This window comes from Prosthecobacter sp. (assembly GCF_044227185.1).
Taxonomy (GTDB): Bacteria; Verrucomicrobiota; Verrucomicrobiia; order Verrucomicrobiales; family Verrucomicrobiaceae; genus Prosthecobacter.
Window position 1 is genome coordinate 125,659 of the sequence record NZ_JBGAFO010000001.1, and the last position, 19,764, is coordinate 145,422.

Genomic DNA, 19,764 nt, shown 5'->3' on the forward strand with positions numbered 1-19,764 from the left:
AATTCTGCATCGCAGGTCGGCCGCGCGCGAATCAGCGTGCGGAACGGCGGCGGCGGATCATCAGGCCCAGGAGCCCCAGCATCAGGAACAGTGCACGGGAAGGCTCGGGGACCACGACGAGAATGCCGTTGCTCGCGAAGAGGTCCGTGTTGAAGCTCAGGTCTCCGTTGAACACGACTCCGGTGTAATCAAACGAGGTCGTGCCGCCGATGGAGCCCGCGGCGCTCCAGTCGATGAGCTTGAAGATGTCGCCATAAGCCAGCGTGTAACCATTGAGGAAGGCGGAATCGATTTTGACGGTGCCATTGATCACAGGCGCCCCGGCGCCATTGACGAGAATGTTGTCGTGCAGGGTGGTGCCGGCGATGTAGTTTTCGTAGGACGCCTGGACGGTCATTCCGGCAAGGCTGCCGCTGTGGCTGTCGAAATAAGAGCGCACGGCTGCGGCGTCATTGGTGGTGGCGCCGCCGAGCTGCATCAGCAGGGTGCCGCCGCTGCTGACGGTGAGATTGCCAGTCACGGTGAACTGCCCTGCCCCGACCCCCGGGGCCAGGGTGCCGCCGCTGGCCACCGCCAGGTCCCCGCCCACGCTTCCCGTACCGCCCAGCACGCCTGCATTCACGGTGGTCGTCCCCGTGTTGGTATTGACTGCGGTGAAGATGAGCGTGCCGCCGCCTTCCTTGGTCAGCGCACCATTGCCGGTGATGACACTGTTGACGGTCAGCGTGGTTGCGGACGCCGTTTCAAACGTTCCGCCGCCGGCGGCAACCGTGACACCACGATTGGCGCTCAAAGCCATGGTGCCCGTGGTGATCAATCTGCCGTTGGTGCTGCCACCGCCAAGTGTCAGCTGGTTGGCGGCAAACGAGCCCGGCGTGGCGCCCAGATTGGATTCAGAAGAGATCTGCAGCGCGCCGTTCCCCACGGAGGTTTTGCCTGTGAAGGTGCTGCTGTTGTTGCCGCTGAGGATCCAGGTGCCGGTGCCGACGGAGCTCTTGAACAGGCGCTGCGAGCCTGTGATCTGACCGCTGATCTCACCATTCCCATCGCCACGAAGAACGAAATCCTGGCTGCCGGTGAGACCGACATTGCCGCTGACAGTGAGTTTGCCGGCATCGGAATTGAGGACCGCCCGGTTGGAGGCATCTGAGCCGGTATCCACCGTCAGATTGCCCGTCCAGGTGTTGTTTCCACTCTGGTTGTTGAGGGTGGCGCTGCCGCCGGCACCAGCGGCAAGAGAGAGTGACTCACCGGTGACGGTGATGTCCCCGGACATCGAAAGGGTGCCGCCTGCGGCGACGCTGGTGCCATTCGTGGTGCCACCCAGCGCCCCGCCATTGGAGATGGCAAGAACGCCCGCGGAGACGGCCGTGGCGCCAGTGTAGCTGTTGGCCGTGTCAAGAATCAGCGTGCCAGTGGTGGTCTTGGTGAGCGCGCCGCCACCATTGAGCTCGCTGAGATTGCGCAGGGTTCCGGACTGCGCGTTGAAGGTGACGAGCGCCGAGGAGGCGCCGATGCTGCCCGCCGTCATGTCGAGCAAGCCGCCGTTGAGAGTGACCGTGTTGCTTTCCGTGCCGAGGCCGTCGGTGTAGAGGATGCTGCCTCCGACGGTGAGAGAGCCGCCTGTGATGGAGATCGTGGCGGTGGCCGCGTTGGCCGCCCTGAGCGTGGTCTGCGCCATCGTCAGGTTATTAGTGACGGTCACAGCGCCGCCGCTGATGTTCAAAGCGGAGGTGGCGGTGTTCGCCGTCACGGTCGTCGCGGCGGAGTTGTTGGCCCCCATGGTCAGCGTGCCGATGGTGGTGGCGCCGCCGGAAACGTTCACCGTGGCGGTGGCATCGCTGCTGCCGGAGGAGAGGGCGGTTGTGTTGGTGACTGAAAGAGTGCCCATCGTCATGGTGGTGATGGTGTTGGTGCCGCTGCCGCTGATGGTGAGCGTGGAGGACGCGTCGCCGTTGCTCGCGTTAGAATTGATGCTGACCGAATTGGTGCTCATCGTCAGCGTTCCCACCGTGACGGTCCCGCCGCCGAGGGTGAGGGTGCCAGTGACGCTGCCAGAGGTCATGCTGGTGCCAGTGCGTGCCGCAAGATTGATGGTGGTGGCGTCCAGGGTTCCCGTATCAAAGGAGAACGCTCCTGTGCCGCTGCCGGTGGTGCCAGCGCTGCGGCCGCCGATGGCGAGGGCGCCCAGCAGCAGATCGGCGTTGTGTCCGGTGAAGTCCACGGTTCCAAACAAGCTGCCCGTCGTGCCAGAATTGCCGTTTTGCACATTCATGGCAGCACGGCCCGTGCCTGCGAGGTTGCGGATCTGAACGGTGCCAGTGGCTCCGTTAAAGTCCAGAGTGCCCTTGGCACGATTGGCAGCGCCGCCAATGGTGATGGTGGTGGCGTTGAGGACGTTGGTGCCGCTGCCAAGTTTGATGGCCTGGGTCACCCCCGAGGTGTCAGGGCTGTCAGAGGTGATCGTCGTCGCGATGATCGTGCTGTTCGCCGCGAGAATCACGATCGAACCCGCCACCGCCTGCCCCCCGGCATTCGTCGGAGACCCCACCCGGAAGGTGCCGGTGCCGAGATTGGCATAGAAAGTTCCGAGGCCACTCATGTCCAGAATGCCCGCGTTGCTGATGGTGGTGGTGGCCCCGTTGCCGATCTGCACGTTGGCATTGGTGGGTGCGCCCACTCCGCCAATGCTGAAGGTTCCGCCAGATCCGGTGATGGTCAGGGCGGTCGTTGAATTGGCCGCCGAGTTGTAGCCGAGCGTGAAGGAGCCGTTCAACCTCAAAGTCTGGCCTGCGCCGATGGTGATGGTATTGGCGATCGTGTTGTTCGTCTGGACGAGAGCCGCCCCGCCAAACGTGGCACTGGCGGCGCTGAGATCCATGGAAAGGGCGCTGGTGCTGCCCGCCGTCTCTCCCAGGGTCAGGGTGTTGGTGCTGGCCGTCAGGTTCTGACTGGCGGTGAAGATCAAGGCTCCCTGATTGAGGACGGTGGCGCCGTCATAGGTGTTGCTGCCGCCCAGTGACAGAGAGCCCGCGCCATACTTGGTCAGCCCGAAGGTGTTCGCGCCGTCATCGATCACGCCGCCAACGCTGAGGGTCGAAGCCACGGTGTTGACGGTGACGTTGTTTCCAAGCGTCACATTGCCGCTGCCGAGATTGAGGCTGCTGCTGCCGGTGAAGGTGTAGCTGCCATTCCAGACCTGGACGTTGTTCGCGGCGAGAGCCAGCAGGCCTCCGGTGATGTTGTCGATCGTGGTGCCGGCTTCAATCGTGAAGACACCGGTGCCGATGGCGCCGGCGTTGTTGAGGCTCAATGCGCCGCCAAGCAGCGAGAAGCCGCCACCGATGACGTTGTTTCCGCCAAGCACAAGCGTGCCGCTGCCAGCCTTGGTCAGAGTGCGGTTGGCGGCCCCCTCAGTAATGACACCCCCCACCGTGAGAGTCTGGCCGTTCACGGTGATGGTGGTGTGGTTCAGCATCGACACCGCACCGGTGCCGAGGTTCAGCGACTGCGTGCCAGTGAAGATGAAACTGCCGTTCCAGGTCTGAACGTTGCTGGCGGCAAGGGTGATGGCGCCGGCACTGCTGTTGTTGATGGTGGAGCCCGCGCCGATGATGAAGGCGCCCGTCCCCAGGGCGCTGGATGAATTGATGTTCAGCGTGCCCGCAGACAGCGTGACCCCACCGGCTCCCGTGTTGCTGCCGCTGAGCGTCAGCGCGCCCGCGCCGGTTTTGTTGATTGTGTCAGTGATGACGGTGCTGCCGCTGATGACAAGGGACGCGCCAACATTGGACACAGACCAGGTCTGCGAAGGAGCACCTCCCGCAGCCCCGACCGTCAGCGGAGCGGCGATGGTGACCGTTCCCGCATTGTCTCTGACCTCAATGCCAGCGGAGGAGCTGACCGGAACCAGCGCCAGGGAGCCGCCGGTGCCTGGATTGATGGTCACAGCGGTGACACCTGAAGGAGCAGCGTCAAAGATCAGGCTGTCGATGGTGAAGGCGGCGTCCAGGGTGGTCGTGATCTGAGTGCCCGAGGAGAACGGCGCTCCGGCAGCGCTGAAGATGACCGTGTTGTTTGACTGCGGGGTCTGCGTGGCATCCAGCAGACCGGCGGAGTCCGTGGTCCAGTTTGCCGTTGCCGCCCCGAGGGTGTTCCAGGAGAAATTCTGGCCACCGCGCCAGTACACCGGCACAAACGGGGTGGCCGTGAGGCTGACGAGGGTGTCCGTGGTGTTGATGACGAGGTTCCAGCCGCTGATGCCCGTGCCCAGGATGTAGGAGGCTCCCGCAAGACCACTGGTCGCGGAGATCAGGTTGTAAGTCATTGCCGAGATGCCGCCGCTCAAGGCCGCGAAGTCCAGCGTGATGGTGCCTGACGCCGTCGCTGCATTGATCGCCGCGAGGCTGTCACTGCTGAGGCTGCCGAGTTCAAATCCAATCCGTGCGCCGCCATTCAAGGTCAGGCCTGTCAGCCCGGCCAGCGCCTGGGCGCTGCCATTGCTGAAGTCCATGACGCCCGTGGCGCCGATGGTCAGCGCGCTGATGCCGCTGGTGCCGAAGCCCGCGCGCAGGGTGCCGTTGTTCACGGAAACCGCGCCGCCGTTGAGATTGACGGTGCCGCTCAACACGGCAGCGCCCGCACCGGTCTTGGTGAGGTCGCCGCTGCTGGCCGCATTGACGCCCGCGGAGAAGGTGAGCACCCCCAGGGAGTTGCTGACATTCAAAGTGGCGTCGCCAGCACCCACCGTCAGTACCCGGTTTGCCCCCAGATCGACCGAAGACGCGCCCGTGTAACTGAGCGTGCCGCCATCGACGGTGACGGTGTTGCTGCTGGAGGAGGCGTTGCCCAGATTGCTGCTGGCGGAAAACGCCAGGGTGCCGCCCGTCACGTTCACAGCACCCGTGTAGGTGTTGACAGCGCTGAGCGTCACCGTGCCGGACGTGGACTTGTTGACTCCCACGCTGCCCGCGAGAATGGCGGCAACGGTGCCGCTCTGCAGTTCATAGGCAGACGTGGCGGTCAGCACGCCCGTGGTGCCCGTGATGGTGCCGCTTTGGAGCGTGACCTTGGCAACCGTGTCGGTGAAGGTGGAGATGTCGAAGGTGCCGCCGTTAACCGTGACATTGCCAGCATCTGCCAGGACGTTGTTTGCCCCCAAAGCCAGGCTGCCCTCATTGACGAACGTGCCGCCGGTGTAGGTGTTCGCTCCTGAAAGGGTCAGAGTGCCGGCACCGATCTTGGTCACGCCGCCGGAGGTGTTTGCCGTGCTCAGCGCCCCGATTGTGACTGAGGCGCCCGTGCCGCCACCGCCGGTCAGCGTCGCCGTGGGCGTGGTGCCGCTGGTGTAGGTGCCGGGCGAGGTGATCACAATGCCGACGACCGCGCCGCCGCTGATCAAGGCATAGCCGGAAGCCGGGGTGCCGCCTGCGATGACGCCGGCGCTGCTGAAGACCACCTCAGGAGCACCGATGTACCCGCTGCCACCGCTGACCGTCATGTCCGCCTGGGTGACACCCACGCCGGCAGCCGCGTTGAAGGGGGTGTTGAAGCTGCTGTTGAAGCCGTTGGTGTCGAAGGTCAGGCCACCCGCGAAAGACGGAGCTCCGGCGACCGCGCTGTTGTTGATGGCGCCGAACACGGTCGAGGTGAAGGTCAGCGTCGTGCTGGAGGTGGGGATCCAGTTTGTGATGCCCGCGGATGTTTTCAAAGTTCCGCCTGCAAAGTTCAGATAGGCGTTGTTGCCGCCGCCGGTGGGCAGGCTGCTCGTCATGGCCGTGCCCACCTGCAGGGTGCCCGCGGCCAGATTGATGAAGGCGCTGTTGTTGTTGCCGTTGCCAGCCGTGGTGCTGTTGCCAAATTTGATGGGCTGGGTGGTGGTCAGGAAGGAACCGCCGGCCACATTCAAGACGCCATAAACACCGCCCGCCGTGGTGGAGTTCATGATGAGGCCGAAAGGCTGCGTCGCCCCGGAGCGGTCCACCAAGCCGCTGTCTGCCACGGTGAGCTGTCCGTGGCTGTAGTTGAGCATCCACTCGCTGTTTCTCAAATCAAGGAAACCGGTGCCGCCAATGTACAACACAGCGGTGGCCTGGGTGGCCAGACTGGTGGTCACCGCCAGAGCAAAACGGAGGGAGTCTTTGTAGGTGCCTCCGGTCAGATTGAAATAGCCGTAGGAGCCGGCCGCCCCCGCGACGTAAACGGCGGAGGTGGTGTTGCCAGTGGCGGTCACGGTGCCGGCGGTTTGATTATACACCGCCACGGCACCGCTGACATTTCCGCCAGTCGTGCCGAGGAGCGTCATGTCACCGCTGACATTCACCACGGTGTTCGTCGCGCTGCCGCCATAAGCCAGCAGCGAGGAGGCGGCATTTCCCGTCCATGAGCCGGTGATGTTCAGGATGCCGTTGCTGACGGCGGTGGCGCCGGTGTAGGTGTTCGCTCCGCTCAGCGTGAGCGCGCCTGTACCTGTCTTCGTGAGGCTCAACGCAAAGGGACCTCCATCCTGAAGTACACCGCTGAAAAGGGTGGAGGTGTTGTCACCGCCCGCCGTGAGCACACGCGCCGCAGTACCCGCAGGACCGTTTTCCACCGTGCCTGAACCCGCCAGCGATCCAATGATCTGGGCCAGATTGTTCAACCGCAGGGTGCCAGAACCACTGATGACATACGCGGAAGAAGCGCTGAATGCATTGGCGGAACCTGCCTGCAGCAAGCCGCCACTGACAGTCGTGACGCCGGTGTAGGTGTTCGTGCCGCTCAGGGTGATGGTGCCCGTGCCAGTGGTGTTGAGGGTCAGCGCACCCGCGCCCGTGATGCCTCCGCTCACGGCAAGCGAGGAACCATTCGCCCCCGTGCCATTGACATTCCAGGTCTGGGCGGCCCCCAGCACCAGCGGGGCGCTGATGGTGATGGCGCCGGCGTTGCTGGCGACATCAATGCCCACCGTCGAAACTGAAGGGGCGATGGTGAGGCTGTTCGTGGACGGAGTGCCCGCGGCAATCGTCACCGCGGTCACACCCGATGGATTGGATGTGAACTTGAGGTCGTTGACGGTGAAGCTGGCATCCAGCGTGGTGCTGATGACGGGCCCGGTGACGTTCTGTGCGCTGAAGATCACCGTGCTGGCGGCCCCAGGCGTGCCGCTGGCGTTGATGGTGCCTGCCGCATCGGTGGTAAAGTTGGTCGAAAGACCGCTGTTGCCCATCCAACTGTTGCTGACGCCGCCACTCCAGTAAAAGTTCCCTGTGGATGCGGTGACACCGAGCCGCACCACCGTGGAGCTGGACGGGGCAAGACTCCAGGTGAGGCCGCTGAGCGCGCCGGAGAGGGAGCCCAGCACAAAGTTCGCACCGTTCAGCCCGCCCGAGGCGGTGAGCAGATCATAAGTACCCGTGCCAAAACCGGCCAGACCGGTGAGATTTAAGACGACGGTGTTGGCGGTGGTGGCAGCGCCGGTGAGGTTGATGCTGTCGTAGGCGCTCGTCGAGCCAAGCTCCAGTCCCAAAACAGCGGCACCACTGCCAGCACCCAGGCTGAGCGTGCCGGCGCCCAGATTGATGGCCTGGCCCACACCATTGAGAAGATTCAAGGTGCCGCCGGCGGCCACGCTGATGCCGGAGGTGGTGAGCGCCGCGCCCGTGGAACCGGTGATGTTCAGCGTACCCGCATCCACACTGGTGACACCGGTGTAGGTAAGAGTGGCGCCCGAAAGAGTCAGAATGCCGAGGCCTGATTTGACAATGCCAATGTTATTTTCGTTGGTCCCCGCGCCTCCAATGCCGCCTGCATAGGTGGTTGTGGTCGTCTGGTTCACCGTCAGCACAGAAGCACCGGCGGCACCACCGACGATGGCATTGCTTGTGCCGCTTCCGGAGGTGGAAAGGGACGCCACTGTCAGATTGGAGGCGCCATTGACTCCGTCGCCGAGCTGCAGAACACCTGACGTGGAGCCGCTGCCAAGGGTGAGCCCGGAATTGGGCAGGCGGTTGTTGGCGCCCCCGTTGAGAATGAGCCGGCCATCAGCCACGGTGGTGTTTCCCGTGTAAGTCGCACTCGACTGCAGCGTCAGCTTGCCGGTTCCCGTCTTGGTGAAGCCGCCGTTGCCGCCACCGCCAATGGCATTGGCGAGAGTGACATCGAAATTGGTTTCAAAGGTCGCCCCGGTGGTGGTTACCACGTTGGTGGTCGCCGCCACCCCGAAGGTGAGGCCCACTGCAGAGGCATCAAAAGCGGTTCCAAAGCGCAGCGTGCCGCCATTGATCACAATGCCGCCGCTGCCGTTGTTGCCGAGGTTGGCCAGCGAATCAATCTGCAAGACCCCTTGGTTGATCGTCGTGGGACCAGTGTAGGTGCTGCCTGTGGAGGTGAGCGTCAGAGTGCCGGCTCCGGATTTCGTCAGGGCCGCACCTGAAGTCGTGAAGGCCGAGCCGATCGTGACGCCTGTTCCGGGGGCGGTGTTGACGACGTGCAGGATGTACTCGTTCAATCCGCCGGTGGTGGTGATGCCGCTGAAGCCGCTCACATTGACAGCCTGCGTGCCAAGGAAGAGGAAGGCGCCGCTGGCCACGTTCAGAGAAGCACCGGCTCCCGCGAGGGTGATGCCGGTGGAGCCGGAGGTGTTTTCGACCAGGAGGGCGTTCATCGTCCTGGCCGTGGCATCACTCAGGGTGAGGTCTGCGCCCGCGGAATAGCGCACGTTGTTGGCCGCCGTGACACCGCCCGCGGCCACAAGCTGCTCGTATTCAGATGTCGTCAAAGGACGAAAGCCGGTGGTCGCCGCATAGGTGACAAAGCTGCTGCCATTGCCGTGCGCCGTCGAACCCGTGGCGGTGGAGTCCCCGATCATCCACGGCACGATGCTGATGGTCGTGGAGCCGAACGCGCCGCCGCCACCGACGAAATCAAACCCGCTCGGAGCTGTTGTTGCCACGAAACGTCCCGTGTTGGTCACGCCTCCCGCCCCCGTGTCCCCCAGGTTGTTGCCGCGCACGAGAAGCGTGGCCCTGTTGCTGCGGGCAAGGCTGGCCGTGGTGATGGTCATCGCACGTGTCGAGGTCCCCACCGAGGCATTTTCCTGAAGGGTGATGGTGTTCGCGCCACCCAGCAGAGTCATGGCACCCACCGTCTCCGCCTTGCTCGCGTCGTTGCGGTCATTGTTGGCGCGCAGGCCGTCGGTTCCGCCCGTGTTGATCAGCGTCACGGTGGCAGAGTTGTTGATCTTGTTGGGAGAAGACTCCGTGCCGCCCGTAAAGTCCAGCAGCAGCACGCCGTTGTTCAGTGTCAGTGTGGAGAGGCTGGAGAAGTTGGCGTCGGTGCGGTCGGCCAGGGTGATCTGCCCCTGGTTGACGATGAGGGCTCCGGTGAATGAATTGGCATTGGTGTTGATCGTCAGAGTTGCCGCGCCGGTCTTGATCAATGCTCCCGAACCCGTGATAAACCCTGAGAAGGTACTGTTCGCGGTCTCATTGACCGTGAGCCTGCTGGTGCCGATGGCCACCGTCCCGCCATCGACCCCGCCGCCCGAAAGACTTCCGATGGTTTCGTTGCTGCCGTTGAGGTCGAGCACCGCCGTCGTCGCATTTTTAATGGACACAGCCGAGGTGTCCCCGATCGCGTTTCCGCCCGCAAGCTTGGTCGTGCCTTCGTTGAGGGTGGTCTGCCCGGAGTAGGTGTTGAAGCCGGAGAGCACGAGGGTTCCGGTTCCGCTCTTGGTGAGGCCCAGCGTGCTGATGTTGGAGGCGATGGTGAAATCAGAAGTCGTGTTGTTCTGAAGAACGATGAGGTCCAGCCCGTTGCCGCTCATCAAGGTGCCACCCGTGATGGATGCGTTTCCCGCACCCACGTTGCTGGTGATGAGAATGCCTCCTGATGCGATGTTGAGCCGGGAGCCGGCGTTGACCGTCACAGTGGAGGTGGCGCCTGCCGCATCAAACCGCAGGCTGCTGATGCTCATGTCACCGACCGATCCCGTGTAGCCCGTGCTGTCCGTCACGTTGTCAGCCAGCACCCAGGTGGAAAGATCGTTCTTCACCGTGGAGCTGAGACCCTGGAGGACGCCGCCGGAGACCGTGGCAAAGCGGCTGCCCGACACCGTGGCATAGCCGCCGAGAATGCCCAGGCCCGAGGCATTGGCCGCAGTCGTCTGGATCACCGCATTGCCGGACGACGTGACAAAATCCACCGTGCCGCCCGTGACCGTGCGCGTGAAGGCGCCGCTGATATTAAGCGTGGCGGTCTGGCCGCTGCCATTGTTGAGAGTGATGTGCGTGGCCCCGGCGGTCACCGTGAGGCCGCCGAGCTGCTCGGAGGTGGCGGCGCTGGCATTGCCGTTGAAGATCACAGCACCGCCGCTGCCGGTGAGCGCACCTGCGCTTGTGTTGCTGAGCTTTTCACCATTGTTGGAAGTGTAATCCAGCACGAGGGTGCCTTCCGACACCACGGCGGCGCCTGTGTAGCCGGTGTTGGCGCCGGAGAGCGTCACCGTCCCGGCAGTGGTCTTGGTCATGGTGCCGGTTCCCGTCATGCTGGCCGAAACGGTGCCATCACGGAAACCAAAGGTGCCGCCAATCGAGCCGCCGCCCACCGAGTCAATAAGGCTGCCGGTGAATCCCACGTTGCCCAGGAAAATATCCGTGGGTCCGGAGCCAGTGGTTCCCGCGATGTCCAGAACACTCCCGGAAGCCGTGTCCACCGAGATGTTCAGGTCATCCATGCTGCTGGTAAGCGCGCCATTGACCCCGAGTTTCAGCACGCCTCCACGAATGAAAACGTCATCGCCGGAGAAGCCTGTGGCGGCGTTGACGATCAAAACACCCGCGTTAATAATGAGATCGTCAACAATTGTGTTGGTGGCGCCCAGCGTCCAGGTGCCCGTGCCATTCTTCGTGAGGTCGGCGACGGTGCCGGTCTGGGTGAGCACGCCGTTGAGAAAGCCGGTGCCCGTGCCGTCCAGCACCAGTCCGTTTCCAGCAGCAGTGACCGCCCCTTGATAGGTGATCGTCGCACCACCCGTGCCATTCGCCGACAGCGTCCCGGTACCTGTCAGCGTTATCGCACGATTCGTCGTTTGACTGGTTCCGCCGACAAAGCTCAGCGTGCCTGCCAGCGAAATGCCATCGGTGCCCTGGCCCAGGCTGCTGGCGCCGCCACCATTGCTGCTCACGGTGGCAAACTCCAGCGTGCCGGCTGTCACCGTCACACCCCCCGTGAAGGTGTTGGCCCCCAAAAGAGACAGGGTCCCAGCCCCGGCCTTGCTCAGCGAGTTGGCGGTGGTGCCATTGGAGATCACGCCTCCAAAGGTCAGCGTGCTGGCGGTGGTGGTGATGGTGCGCGTGGTCCCGGCGGAGGTGCCAAGGTTCACCGCGCCGGTTCCGAGATTCAGGCTGCTGGTGCCCGTGAAGGTGAAGTCTCCCTCGATCTTCACCGCGTTGTTGGCAAGATTGGTGATCGGGGTCGCAGCAACGCTGTTGTTCAGGACCGTGCCTCCCGCAATGGTGAAAAGACCGCCTGAACCGGTCGCACCCAGGGCGTTGGCGTTGTTCACGTTCAGTGTTCCCAGGGTCAGATTCACCGGGCCGGTGAAGCTGTTCGCGCCGGAGAGCGTCATGGCGGAGGTGGCTGAATTCTGGGTGATGCTCGTCACGTTCGCACCCACCGCGGCGCTGATCGTCAGCGCTCCCGTGGTGTTGCCGCGGTTGGTGATCGTACCCACCATGTTGAGCGCATTGGTCGAAAAGGTGACGCCTCCGGTCAGGGCGGTGGCAGAGTAGTTGACGTCCAGGTTTCCCGTTCCAGTCACGCCACCAGTGAAAGTGAGATTTGCAGTCGTCGCACCTACATCACCGGCAGCGATGGTCAGGTCATGCGCCAGAGTAATCGCGCCGGGGAAAATGCTGGCGCCAGTTGTCCGGCTCCCTAGAATGCTCAGCGTGCCGCTGCTTCCTGCGACGACATTCAACGGCGTGTTGTTGTAGGTCACGTTGCTCTGCAACCGCAGCGAGGCATTGCTGCTGCCCGCAGTGTCTCCCAGGGTGATCACATTCCCTGCCGCGCCCAGTGAAGAAGCGCTGGTGGCCCCTTCCAGAATGCCTTTCTTGATGGTGATGCCACTGGTGAAGGTGTTCGCCCCTGTAAGCTGCAAAGAGGAATTGAGACTGTCCTGAACGACGCCGGTGACACTGGCGCCAATGATGCCGCTGATGATTGTTCCTGAGGTGGCGTTCAAGCCAACGCCATTGTTGATGACGGCTCCGACATTGTTCACCGGGCCGGAAACCGTCACACCGCCGGCCGTGACGCTGTCGTTCTTGAGAATGAGATCACCTGTTCCCTGCACCGTCGCAGAGACTGTCAGAAGCTTCGTGCCGAGGAGATTTTGAAGGATCGTCCCGGCTGAGTTCACGTTGAGAGCCGTGGTGCTGATGGTCAGCGCGGAAGTCGTGCTGTTCTCGATGATCTGCGTCACGTTTGAACCAATGCCGCCGCTGATGGTGACGGTGCCTGTGCTGGAGCTGAGATTGGTGATCGTGCCGGCATTGTTCAGGGCATTGACACTGAAAGTCGTGGTTCCGCTGAGCGACTGATTGTTGATCGTCAGGCTGTTCGTCCCTGTCACCCCGCCGCTAAAGGTGGCATTCACCGCGGCGGCATTGACCGGCGTGCCGATCGACAGCGTGCCGGTGCCGCCGGCGGCCAGCGCGATGGCGTTGGCATAGGTCAGGCCGGTCGTGTTTACCTGCAGCGTGGCGGAGTTGCTGCCGGTGGTGTCTCCCAGTGTGATGGTGCCGGCGCCGAAGACACTCGCACTCACAGTGCCGATCACCGTGCCTGCCTTGAGGGTCAGGCCGCCATTGAAGGTATTGATGCCGGAGAGGTTCAGCGTGCCCGCCCCTGTTTTCGACAATGCAAAGCCACTGCCCGAAATAACGCTCGCGACGGTGAGGGAGGAGCCGTTCGCGCCGGTGCCGTTCACATTCCAGCTTTGCGCGGCGCCAAGAATGACGTTCGCATTGATCGTCACGGCGCCCGCATTGCTGGCGACGTCGATGCCCCCGCTCTTGATGGTCAGGTTGCTGGTGGCCGGAGTGCCTGCATTGATGGTCCACGAGGTGACACCTGAAGGATTCGCGGTGAACTGGAGACCGGCGACGGTGAAGTTCGCGTCCAGCGTCGTGGTGAATGCGGGACCGCCAGTGAGCACTGTGGTGCCGAAGATGACCGTGGTTCCCGGCCCGGGAGTGAAAGTACCGTCCGTGGTTCCTCCGAGGTCTGTGGTGAAATTGGTCGCGCCGGAATTGTTGGTGGCCCAGCTTCCCGTCCCCTGCGTGTTGTTCCAGACAAGATTGCCCACGATGGCGTTGCCGGTGGTGTATTGCACCAGAGAATCGGTGACGGTGAGGAAGCCGCTGGAAAAACCGCCCGGCTGGCTGCCGAGCACATAGGTCCCCGCGCTCAAGCCGCTGGGGGCCGCCAGCACGGTGTAACTCGTGGCATCCTGCAGGCCGGAAATACCGCTTAGGTTCAACCGGATCGTGTTGGCCACCACTGCGGCTGAGTTGACGGTTAACGTGTCGCTCAACGCCCCGAGTTCCAGGCTGAGGGTCGCAATGCCCGATCCCGCGCCCAGGTTCAAGGAGGTCAGATTCGACAGGGCGCTGCCAGCACCGTCCAGAAGGCTGAGGAAAGCCCCTCCTCCCACAGTCACACTGGTGATGGAGCCAGGAGCCGTCAGGCCGCCGGTCAGGTTGAGATTGCTGCCCGTCCCTATGGCACTCAGTGCCGTGGTGCCGTTCAAAGCCGCGGCGATGGTCAGGGTCCCTCCCGTCACCGATGTCGCGCCCGTGTAGGACAGCGTGACCCCGCTGCTGGGAATGGTAACGGACGCAGTTCCCGTCTTGGTCAGGGAAAGGGCGCCGCCGCCAGTGTTACTGATGGTAAATGTGCCGCCTGCGGAGGGGGCGATCGTCGCTGTCTGATTGTTCGCCCCAAAAGTAAGAGACGCAGCAGATAGTGAGCTGTTGTTGATCACCGCATTGCCTGCCGAGTTCGCCGTCAGACCATTGATTGTTTCATTCTCGCCGTTCAGATCCAGCGTGGCGGTGGCGCCCGCCGCAGGATTGAGGATGACGGCTCCTGCGCCGATGCTAAATGACAGCACCGTGCCGCTGCCAATGGTTTGCGCAACATTGGTCTTGAAACTGTTGGCGTCGGTAATGGAGGCAATGACGGAGTTTGCGGCAATGCCGATCCCCGAGACGCTCATCCCAGCGTAGAGCCCTGCAGTGGGCGCCGTCACGGTGGTCGAAGCCGATGAGCCCGCCGTGGTGGTGGAAGATGCGGTGACCACACCATCGGGTATGACTTCGCTCGCGCCCACCTTCAACGTGCCGCTGGAGATTGTGGTGGCGCCCAAATAGACATTGCCGGTATTTCCCAAGGTCAGACTGCCCGTCCCCGAGTATGTGATCCCGACAACACTGGTGCTGGCGGCACCCGCCGACGCCTGGCTGATCAGACCGTTTAGGATCGTATCGCCCGAACCGTCGAAGTTCCAACTGGTGCCAGTGACCGCGCCGGTAAAGGTATAGGCACCATTGAAGGTCAGTGTTTTGCCCGTCACAATGTTGTTGCGGGTGAAGCGGCTGATGACGGAGGTCGTTCCATTGGTTACCGCCCCGTTGAAAGTGAGGCTGTAATCACCGACGTAGGCGTCAATGGCATTGGTGGTATTGGTGAGCGTGATTGGGTTGGCGATGTTTCGATCGCCTCCGGAGGCGAAGATGGTGGCGTTGTTGAGGGCCAGCGCACCGCCGACACCAAGGGCCTGGTCGTTGCCCACACCGAGCGAGCCCCCGCTGTTGACCGTGGTAGCACCCGTGTAAGTATTGACTCCGGAAAGGATCCAGGTGCCGGCGGAGTCGTGGGTGACGCTCAGCGCATTGGCACCGTTGTTCGCCAGAACGCTGGTGATCTCATTGGCAAAATTATTGGAACCTCGCAATGTAAGCGTTTTGGTGGTTCCCGCCGTATTGGTGAACACCCCGCTCAAAACCAGAGCGCCTGAACCGTCCGCGACGATGATCGGGGCGGCGGTGGTGGTGCCGAGGAAGGTGATGCCACGGTCGCTGGTTTCTCCCGAGCCGACATAGACGAGAGTTCCCGTGGTGGTGCTGCCGCTGCCGAGAGAGACCGCCCCGCCATTGCTCATGCCAACACTGGTGCCAGTGGCCGGACCCGTGCTAAGCCCGAGTGAGTTCACCACCAGAATGCCTGACTGCACAGCCGTGGTTCCGGTGTAAGTGTTGGCGGCCAGAAGCTGCAGCGTGCCGGTGCCTGTCTTGATAATGCCAGCCGCTGCACCGCTGTTGCTGATGACACCCGAGATGGTGGCAAAATCGGTGAACGTGCTGGTATTGTCATCCACCTGGATGGTGCGGTTCGCGCCATTGAGGTTGATGGCATTGCGAAACTCCACTTCGGCGAGCGAGTAGATGGAGCTCAGCTGCAGGGGCGCGGTGGTCGTAGCCGCCGTACCCATGAAGCCACCGCTGTTCCATGTCAGCGCCGTGGGACTGGCCAGGCCGCCCAGTGCCACCACCAGCTTGCTGTCGGAGGCCGAAAAGCCCGAGGCACCGGTGGTCAGGCCTGTGGCCCAGGACACGGTGTTGGAACCTGCCGAGGCCGAAGCAACAAGATCGCGCGTGAAATTGCCACTGGACACCAAAACACCGCCAGTGGTCGTGCCACCGAGAACCAGTCCGCTGGCAGTCGGCAGAGTCGAGCCGTCAATCGCCTGCAGGTAGCCGGCCGTGCCGGCCGTCGCACCTGTTCCAGCAATCAGCGTGATGCCGGTGTAGCTGTTCGCGGTATTGCCCAAAATCCAGAGACCCGCGCCCACCTTGGTGAGATTGGTTTTAAGCGCACCATTGTCCAAAATCCGGATGTTAAACTGATTGTCACCCGTCGAAGACCCCCCAAGGGTCAGGGTCTGGGCAGCAGTGGCACTGGCCCCGAAGAAGATGACGTTGTTGGCCGCATTCGCCACGCCATTCATGATCAGCGTGGAGTTGTTCGCGGAGTTGTTGGCAATCTGGCCGCCACCGCTGGCACCGGTGCCGTTCAAGGTGAACAGACGGTCAATGATGACCGAGGTGGTGCCTGTGTAGGCGATCCCCTCAGTGCCACCAGAGCCACCAAACACAAGACTGGCGGCATTGTTGGCATCTGACACGACACTCTGAATGCCTTTGCCAATGCTGCTGGCGCTGCCGTAGTTCGCGAGGGTGGTTACATTCACGAGCTTCGTGGTTGCCAGGGTGGTTCCGATGGTGGTCACGCCCGTATAGGTGTTGAGTCCGCTCCACGTCGGGGTGCCCGTGGTTCCTGTCAGAGTCACGTTGGTCACGCCAGCACCGTCCTGGATGATGCCGGAGAAGATGCCCGCACCAGTCGTGGCGTTACCGAGGATAAGTGTTGCAGCTGCGGCGTTGGAGTTTGTTACCGTACCTGCACCATCGAAGGAGCCGATCGAAGTCCCGGTGGACTGACCATTGAGGTCAAGGGTCGCTCCTTGCCGCAGGACCGTGGCAGCATTTGCGCCGCTCAGGCGCGCGCTGGCGCCTGAGAGCTGGATTGTGCCTTCATTGATCGTGGTGGCCCCCGTCTGAGCATTCGTGCCCTGAATGATGAGCGTACCAGCACCGTTTTTGGTAAGCCCGCCTGTCTGAGTCGAGCTGATGGTGACGTTGGAAGTGAGTGTCAGCGTGTCAGAGGCGCCGTTCACCCGGATGGCAATGTTCGTGGCCGTCGCTCCTCCAAGAATGGTTTTGCCCGAAGCCGTTCCATCAATCGTAGCGCTGCCGCCCGTCTGCAGCAGGGCGCCTGTGTTCAGCGTCAGATTGCCCGCCATCGTCAGATTAAACGTGGTCATCTTCAAAGACGTCACAGCCACCGCCACCTGGGAGGAAATGGCGGCATTGACCAAATTGTGGCTGCCAGCCGTCAAAGCCGCTCCGCCGTTCACAAATCCCGCTGTGCTGCCATACGTCGGCGCAAATACCTGTGCGGAAGCATTGATGGCGGCAAAGTCCGCTCCGTTCACATAAAGGTGGCCCAGGAAATTGGCCGTGCCAGGCAGTGTCGTTGCGGTGGTCGTCGCCTGTCCGGTGAGAGTGATCAACCCGCCGCCGCCACCTGTCGTCACAAAGTTCACGCTCGATGCTGCCGTCGTGGCCCCCAAGGACGTAAACGTCAGGTTCGCCGCACTCCCGCCGCCGCCCGAGGTAAGTATGATCGTGCCCGCCCCGGCCGTCGCAGTCAGCGCGCCCAATGTCTCCGTTGTGGCCGAGCCGCTGATCCCCGTAAATTCAAGCGTGCCGCCCGCCGTAAGGGTGGTCGCATTGGAGTTGAAGGTGATGGCCGACGCGTCCGCCACAATCGTGGACGCAGCAGCATTGGCTTTGATCTTCAAAAGGCCGGCCGTGATGGTCGTGGTGCCCGTGTAGGTGTTCACCCCGGCAAGCTGCCAGGTGCCCGCATCGGCCTTGGTCACAGAAGTGAGGTTGGTGCCGGTCAGATTGTCCACAATGGCACCATTGATCGTGTTGATCTGCGTGCTCGTGCCGCCCAGTGTCAGGGTCTTGCTGCCCGCACCGCTGGCGCTGACAACCGTGGTCGTGGGTGTGGTGGCGGCAAGAATCACCGGAGCGGCAACGGTCTGGTTGGCATTGATCGTGGCACCGCCCGTCGTGCCGGCGAGATCGATCACGCGGGTGGTTGTCACCGCGGCCGACGTGATCACTTGATTGGCGGTCCCAGCGCCCGTGGCTGGCGTGCTCAGTGTAACCACTTTGCCGGCGATCGACGCTACCGTCGTCCCCGGAGCGAGGCCGGTCCCCGAAAGGGGGGAACCCACGACAAGTCCGCTCGTCGAAGCAAGTGTGATGGTTGTCGCGCCCGCAGAAAAGGCAGATGTCAGGAGGGTGGTGCCATTCACTGCGGAGGTGAGCCCCGCCGCAGTCGAAGCCGTGCTGGTGCCGAAGTTCAACGTGCCGGCGACCGTCGTGGCACCCAGGACAATGTCTCCGGCAGATGCCAGGGTCAGAGAGCGGAAGTCCGTGATCGTGAGAATACCAGCACTCACGGTAGTCGTACCCGTGTATGTCGAAGCCGTTCCCGCAATCGTCAGGGTGCCAGCACCGGACTTGGCGACGCTGTCTGCCGCCCCGCCAGAAGCCGTGATGCCCGTGTTGAACCGGAAATCGCCCGTGCCATTGACGGTCAGCGTGTTTGAATTGGTGGTCTGGCCCCAAACGTTTCCGGTCAGGGTCACAAGCCCGCTGCCGTTGTTGGTGAGAGTGACGTCGCCGCTGGCATTCGCCGGCGTGACCGTCATGGCGTTGAAAGTGGTGGAGAAGCCGTTGCGGGAGTTGAACGTGAGGGTGACGTTATTGGTGGGCAGCAGGTTGCCAAAGGTGGCGGCTCCATTGATGGAGGCGGCCCCGAGAGTCCCGACGGCATGATCAACGAAGAGCGTGCTGTTAGCACGAAAATCAACACCCTTGGTGGAAGCGTTGAAGGTGTCCGCGCGGAATTCGAAGACGCCACCGTTTAGGTCGATCACACTGTTGGCACCCGTGCCAACATTGCTGCCCAGGGCAGCCACGGAAGAAACTCGTATGGAACCAGCACCCACACGCAGCGTTCCTGAGAAGCCCGTGGCATCCGTGGGGGACAAAATGAGCGTTCCAAAACCCGTCTTCTGAATGCTTCCCGTTCCAGCAAGTATGCCATTGATGTTGAAGCTGCCGATGCTGCTGGTGGAGCCAAGGGTGGTGTAGTTGGTAACGGCCGTGCCACCAATGGATAGATTGGAGAGTGTCAGGACTCCAAAACTGGAAGCCGCACCGGTCTGAATGCCAAGCGCGTTCGGCACTGTGGTAAGGAGGCCGGAAATAGTGTTGTTCCCCACACTGATCAGTGCCGAGCCGCTGAGGGCGGAGGTCTGAACCACATTTCCTCCTCCACCGCCAGTCATGGAAAGATTGCGCGAAAGAGTGAAACCGCTGGAGTAACTGCCAGCAGACGTGTTGCCCAAGAGCATCAGGCTGCCGCCTGCAAGCCCAGGGGTCTGCACTCCATTGATCGCCACCGTGGAAGTGTCCGCACCCAGCTCCCCGTTGTTGTCGATGACGAGGGTGCCCGAATTGATCGTGGTGACACCCGTGTAGCTGTTGGCGCTGTTGGTGAGCCTGACCGCGCCGCGACCAGAATTGTTCGCCCCCGCCAGGGTCAGCCCGTTCGTGCCATTGAGCAGGGAGGCGATGATGGAGTAGGTGCCGAGATTCGCCGTGATATCGCCCGTGCCTGCGAGGGCAAGAGTGCCGCCGGTCAGCGTGTAGCCCGTGGTTTTAAACTGCAATGCACCGGCCGTGATGCCGCCTGCATCCAGCGTGACTGTGCCGCCGTTCGCCCCCCAAAAGATGGCGGTGTCATTGTTGGCATTGTTCCATGCCTGATCGCTGATGGAAATTCCATCCCACCAGTTCGCATTGGTGGTGTTCCAGGAACCGGTGCCCCCCAGGCTGGCGCCTGTGACCGCGTTGTTGCCGGTGGCGTCCGCGTCTGAGTCCCAATAAAATGTCGCGGCCCGGAGGGGCTGCCCGATCTGCCAGAAAAGCGTCAGCACCATCATCATGGATCCAATGGACTGGCGGTGGGCACGTAAAGACTTCATAATAGAATTGGTTTGGCGGACCGGGATGG

1 protein-coding gene is annotated in these 19,764 nt (G+C 62.6%); it reads right to left on the minus strand.

Annotation, left to right across the window (positions count from 1 at the left end; genetic code table 11):
* Positions 1 to 31: 31 nt before the first annotated feature.
* Entirely contained in the window at positions 32 to 19,735 is a 19,704-nt protein-coding gene (locus tag ACILSQ_RS00430; protein WP_395741589.1) for an autotransporter-associated beta strand repeat-containing protein, read from the minus strand.
* Between the last annotated feature and the right edge of the window lie 29 nt (positions 19,736 to 19,764).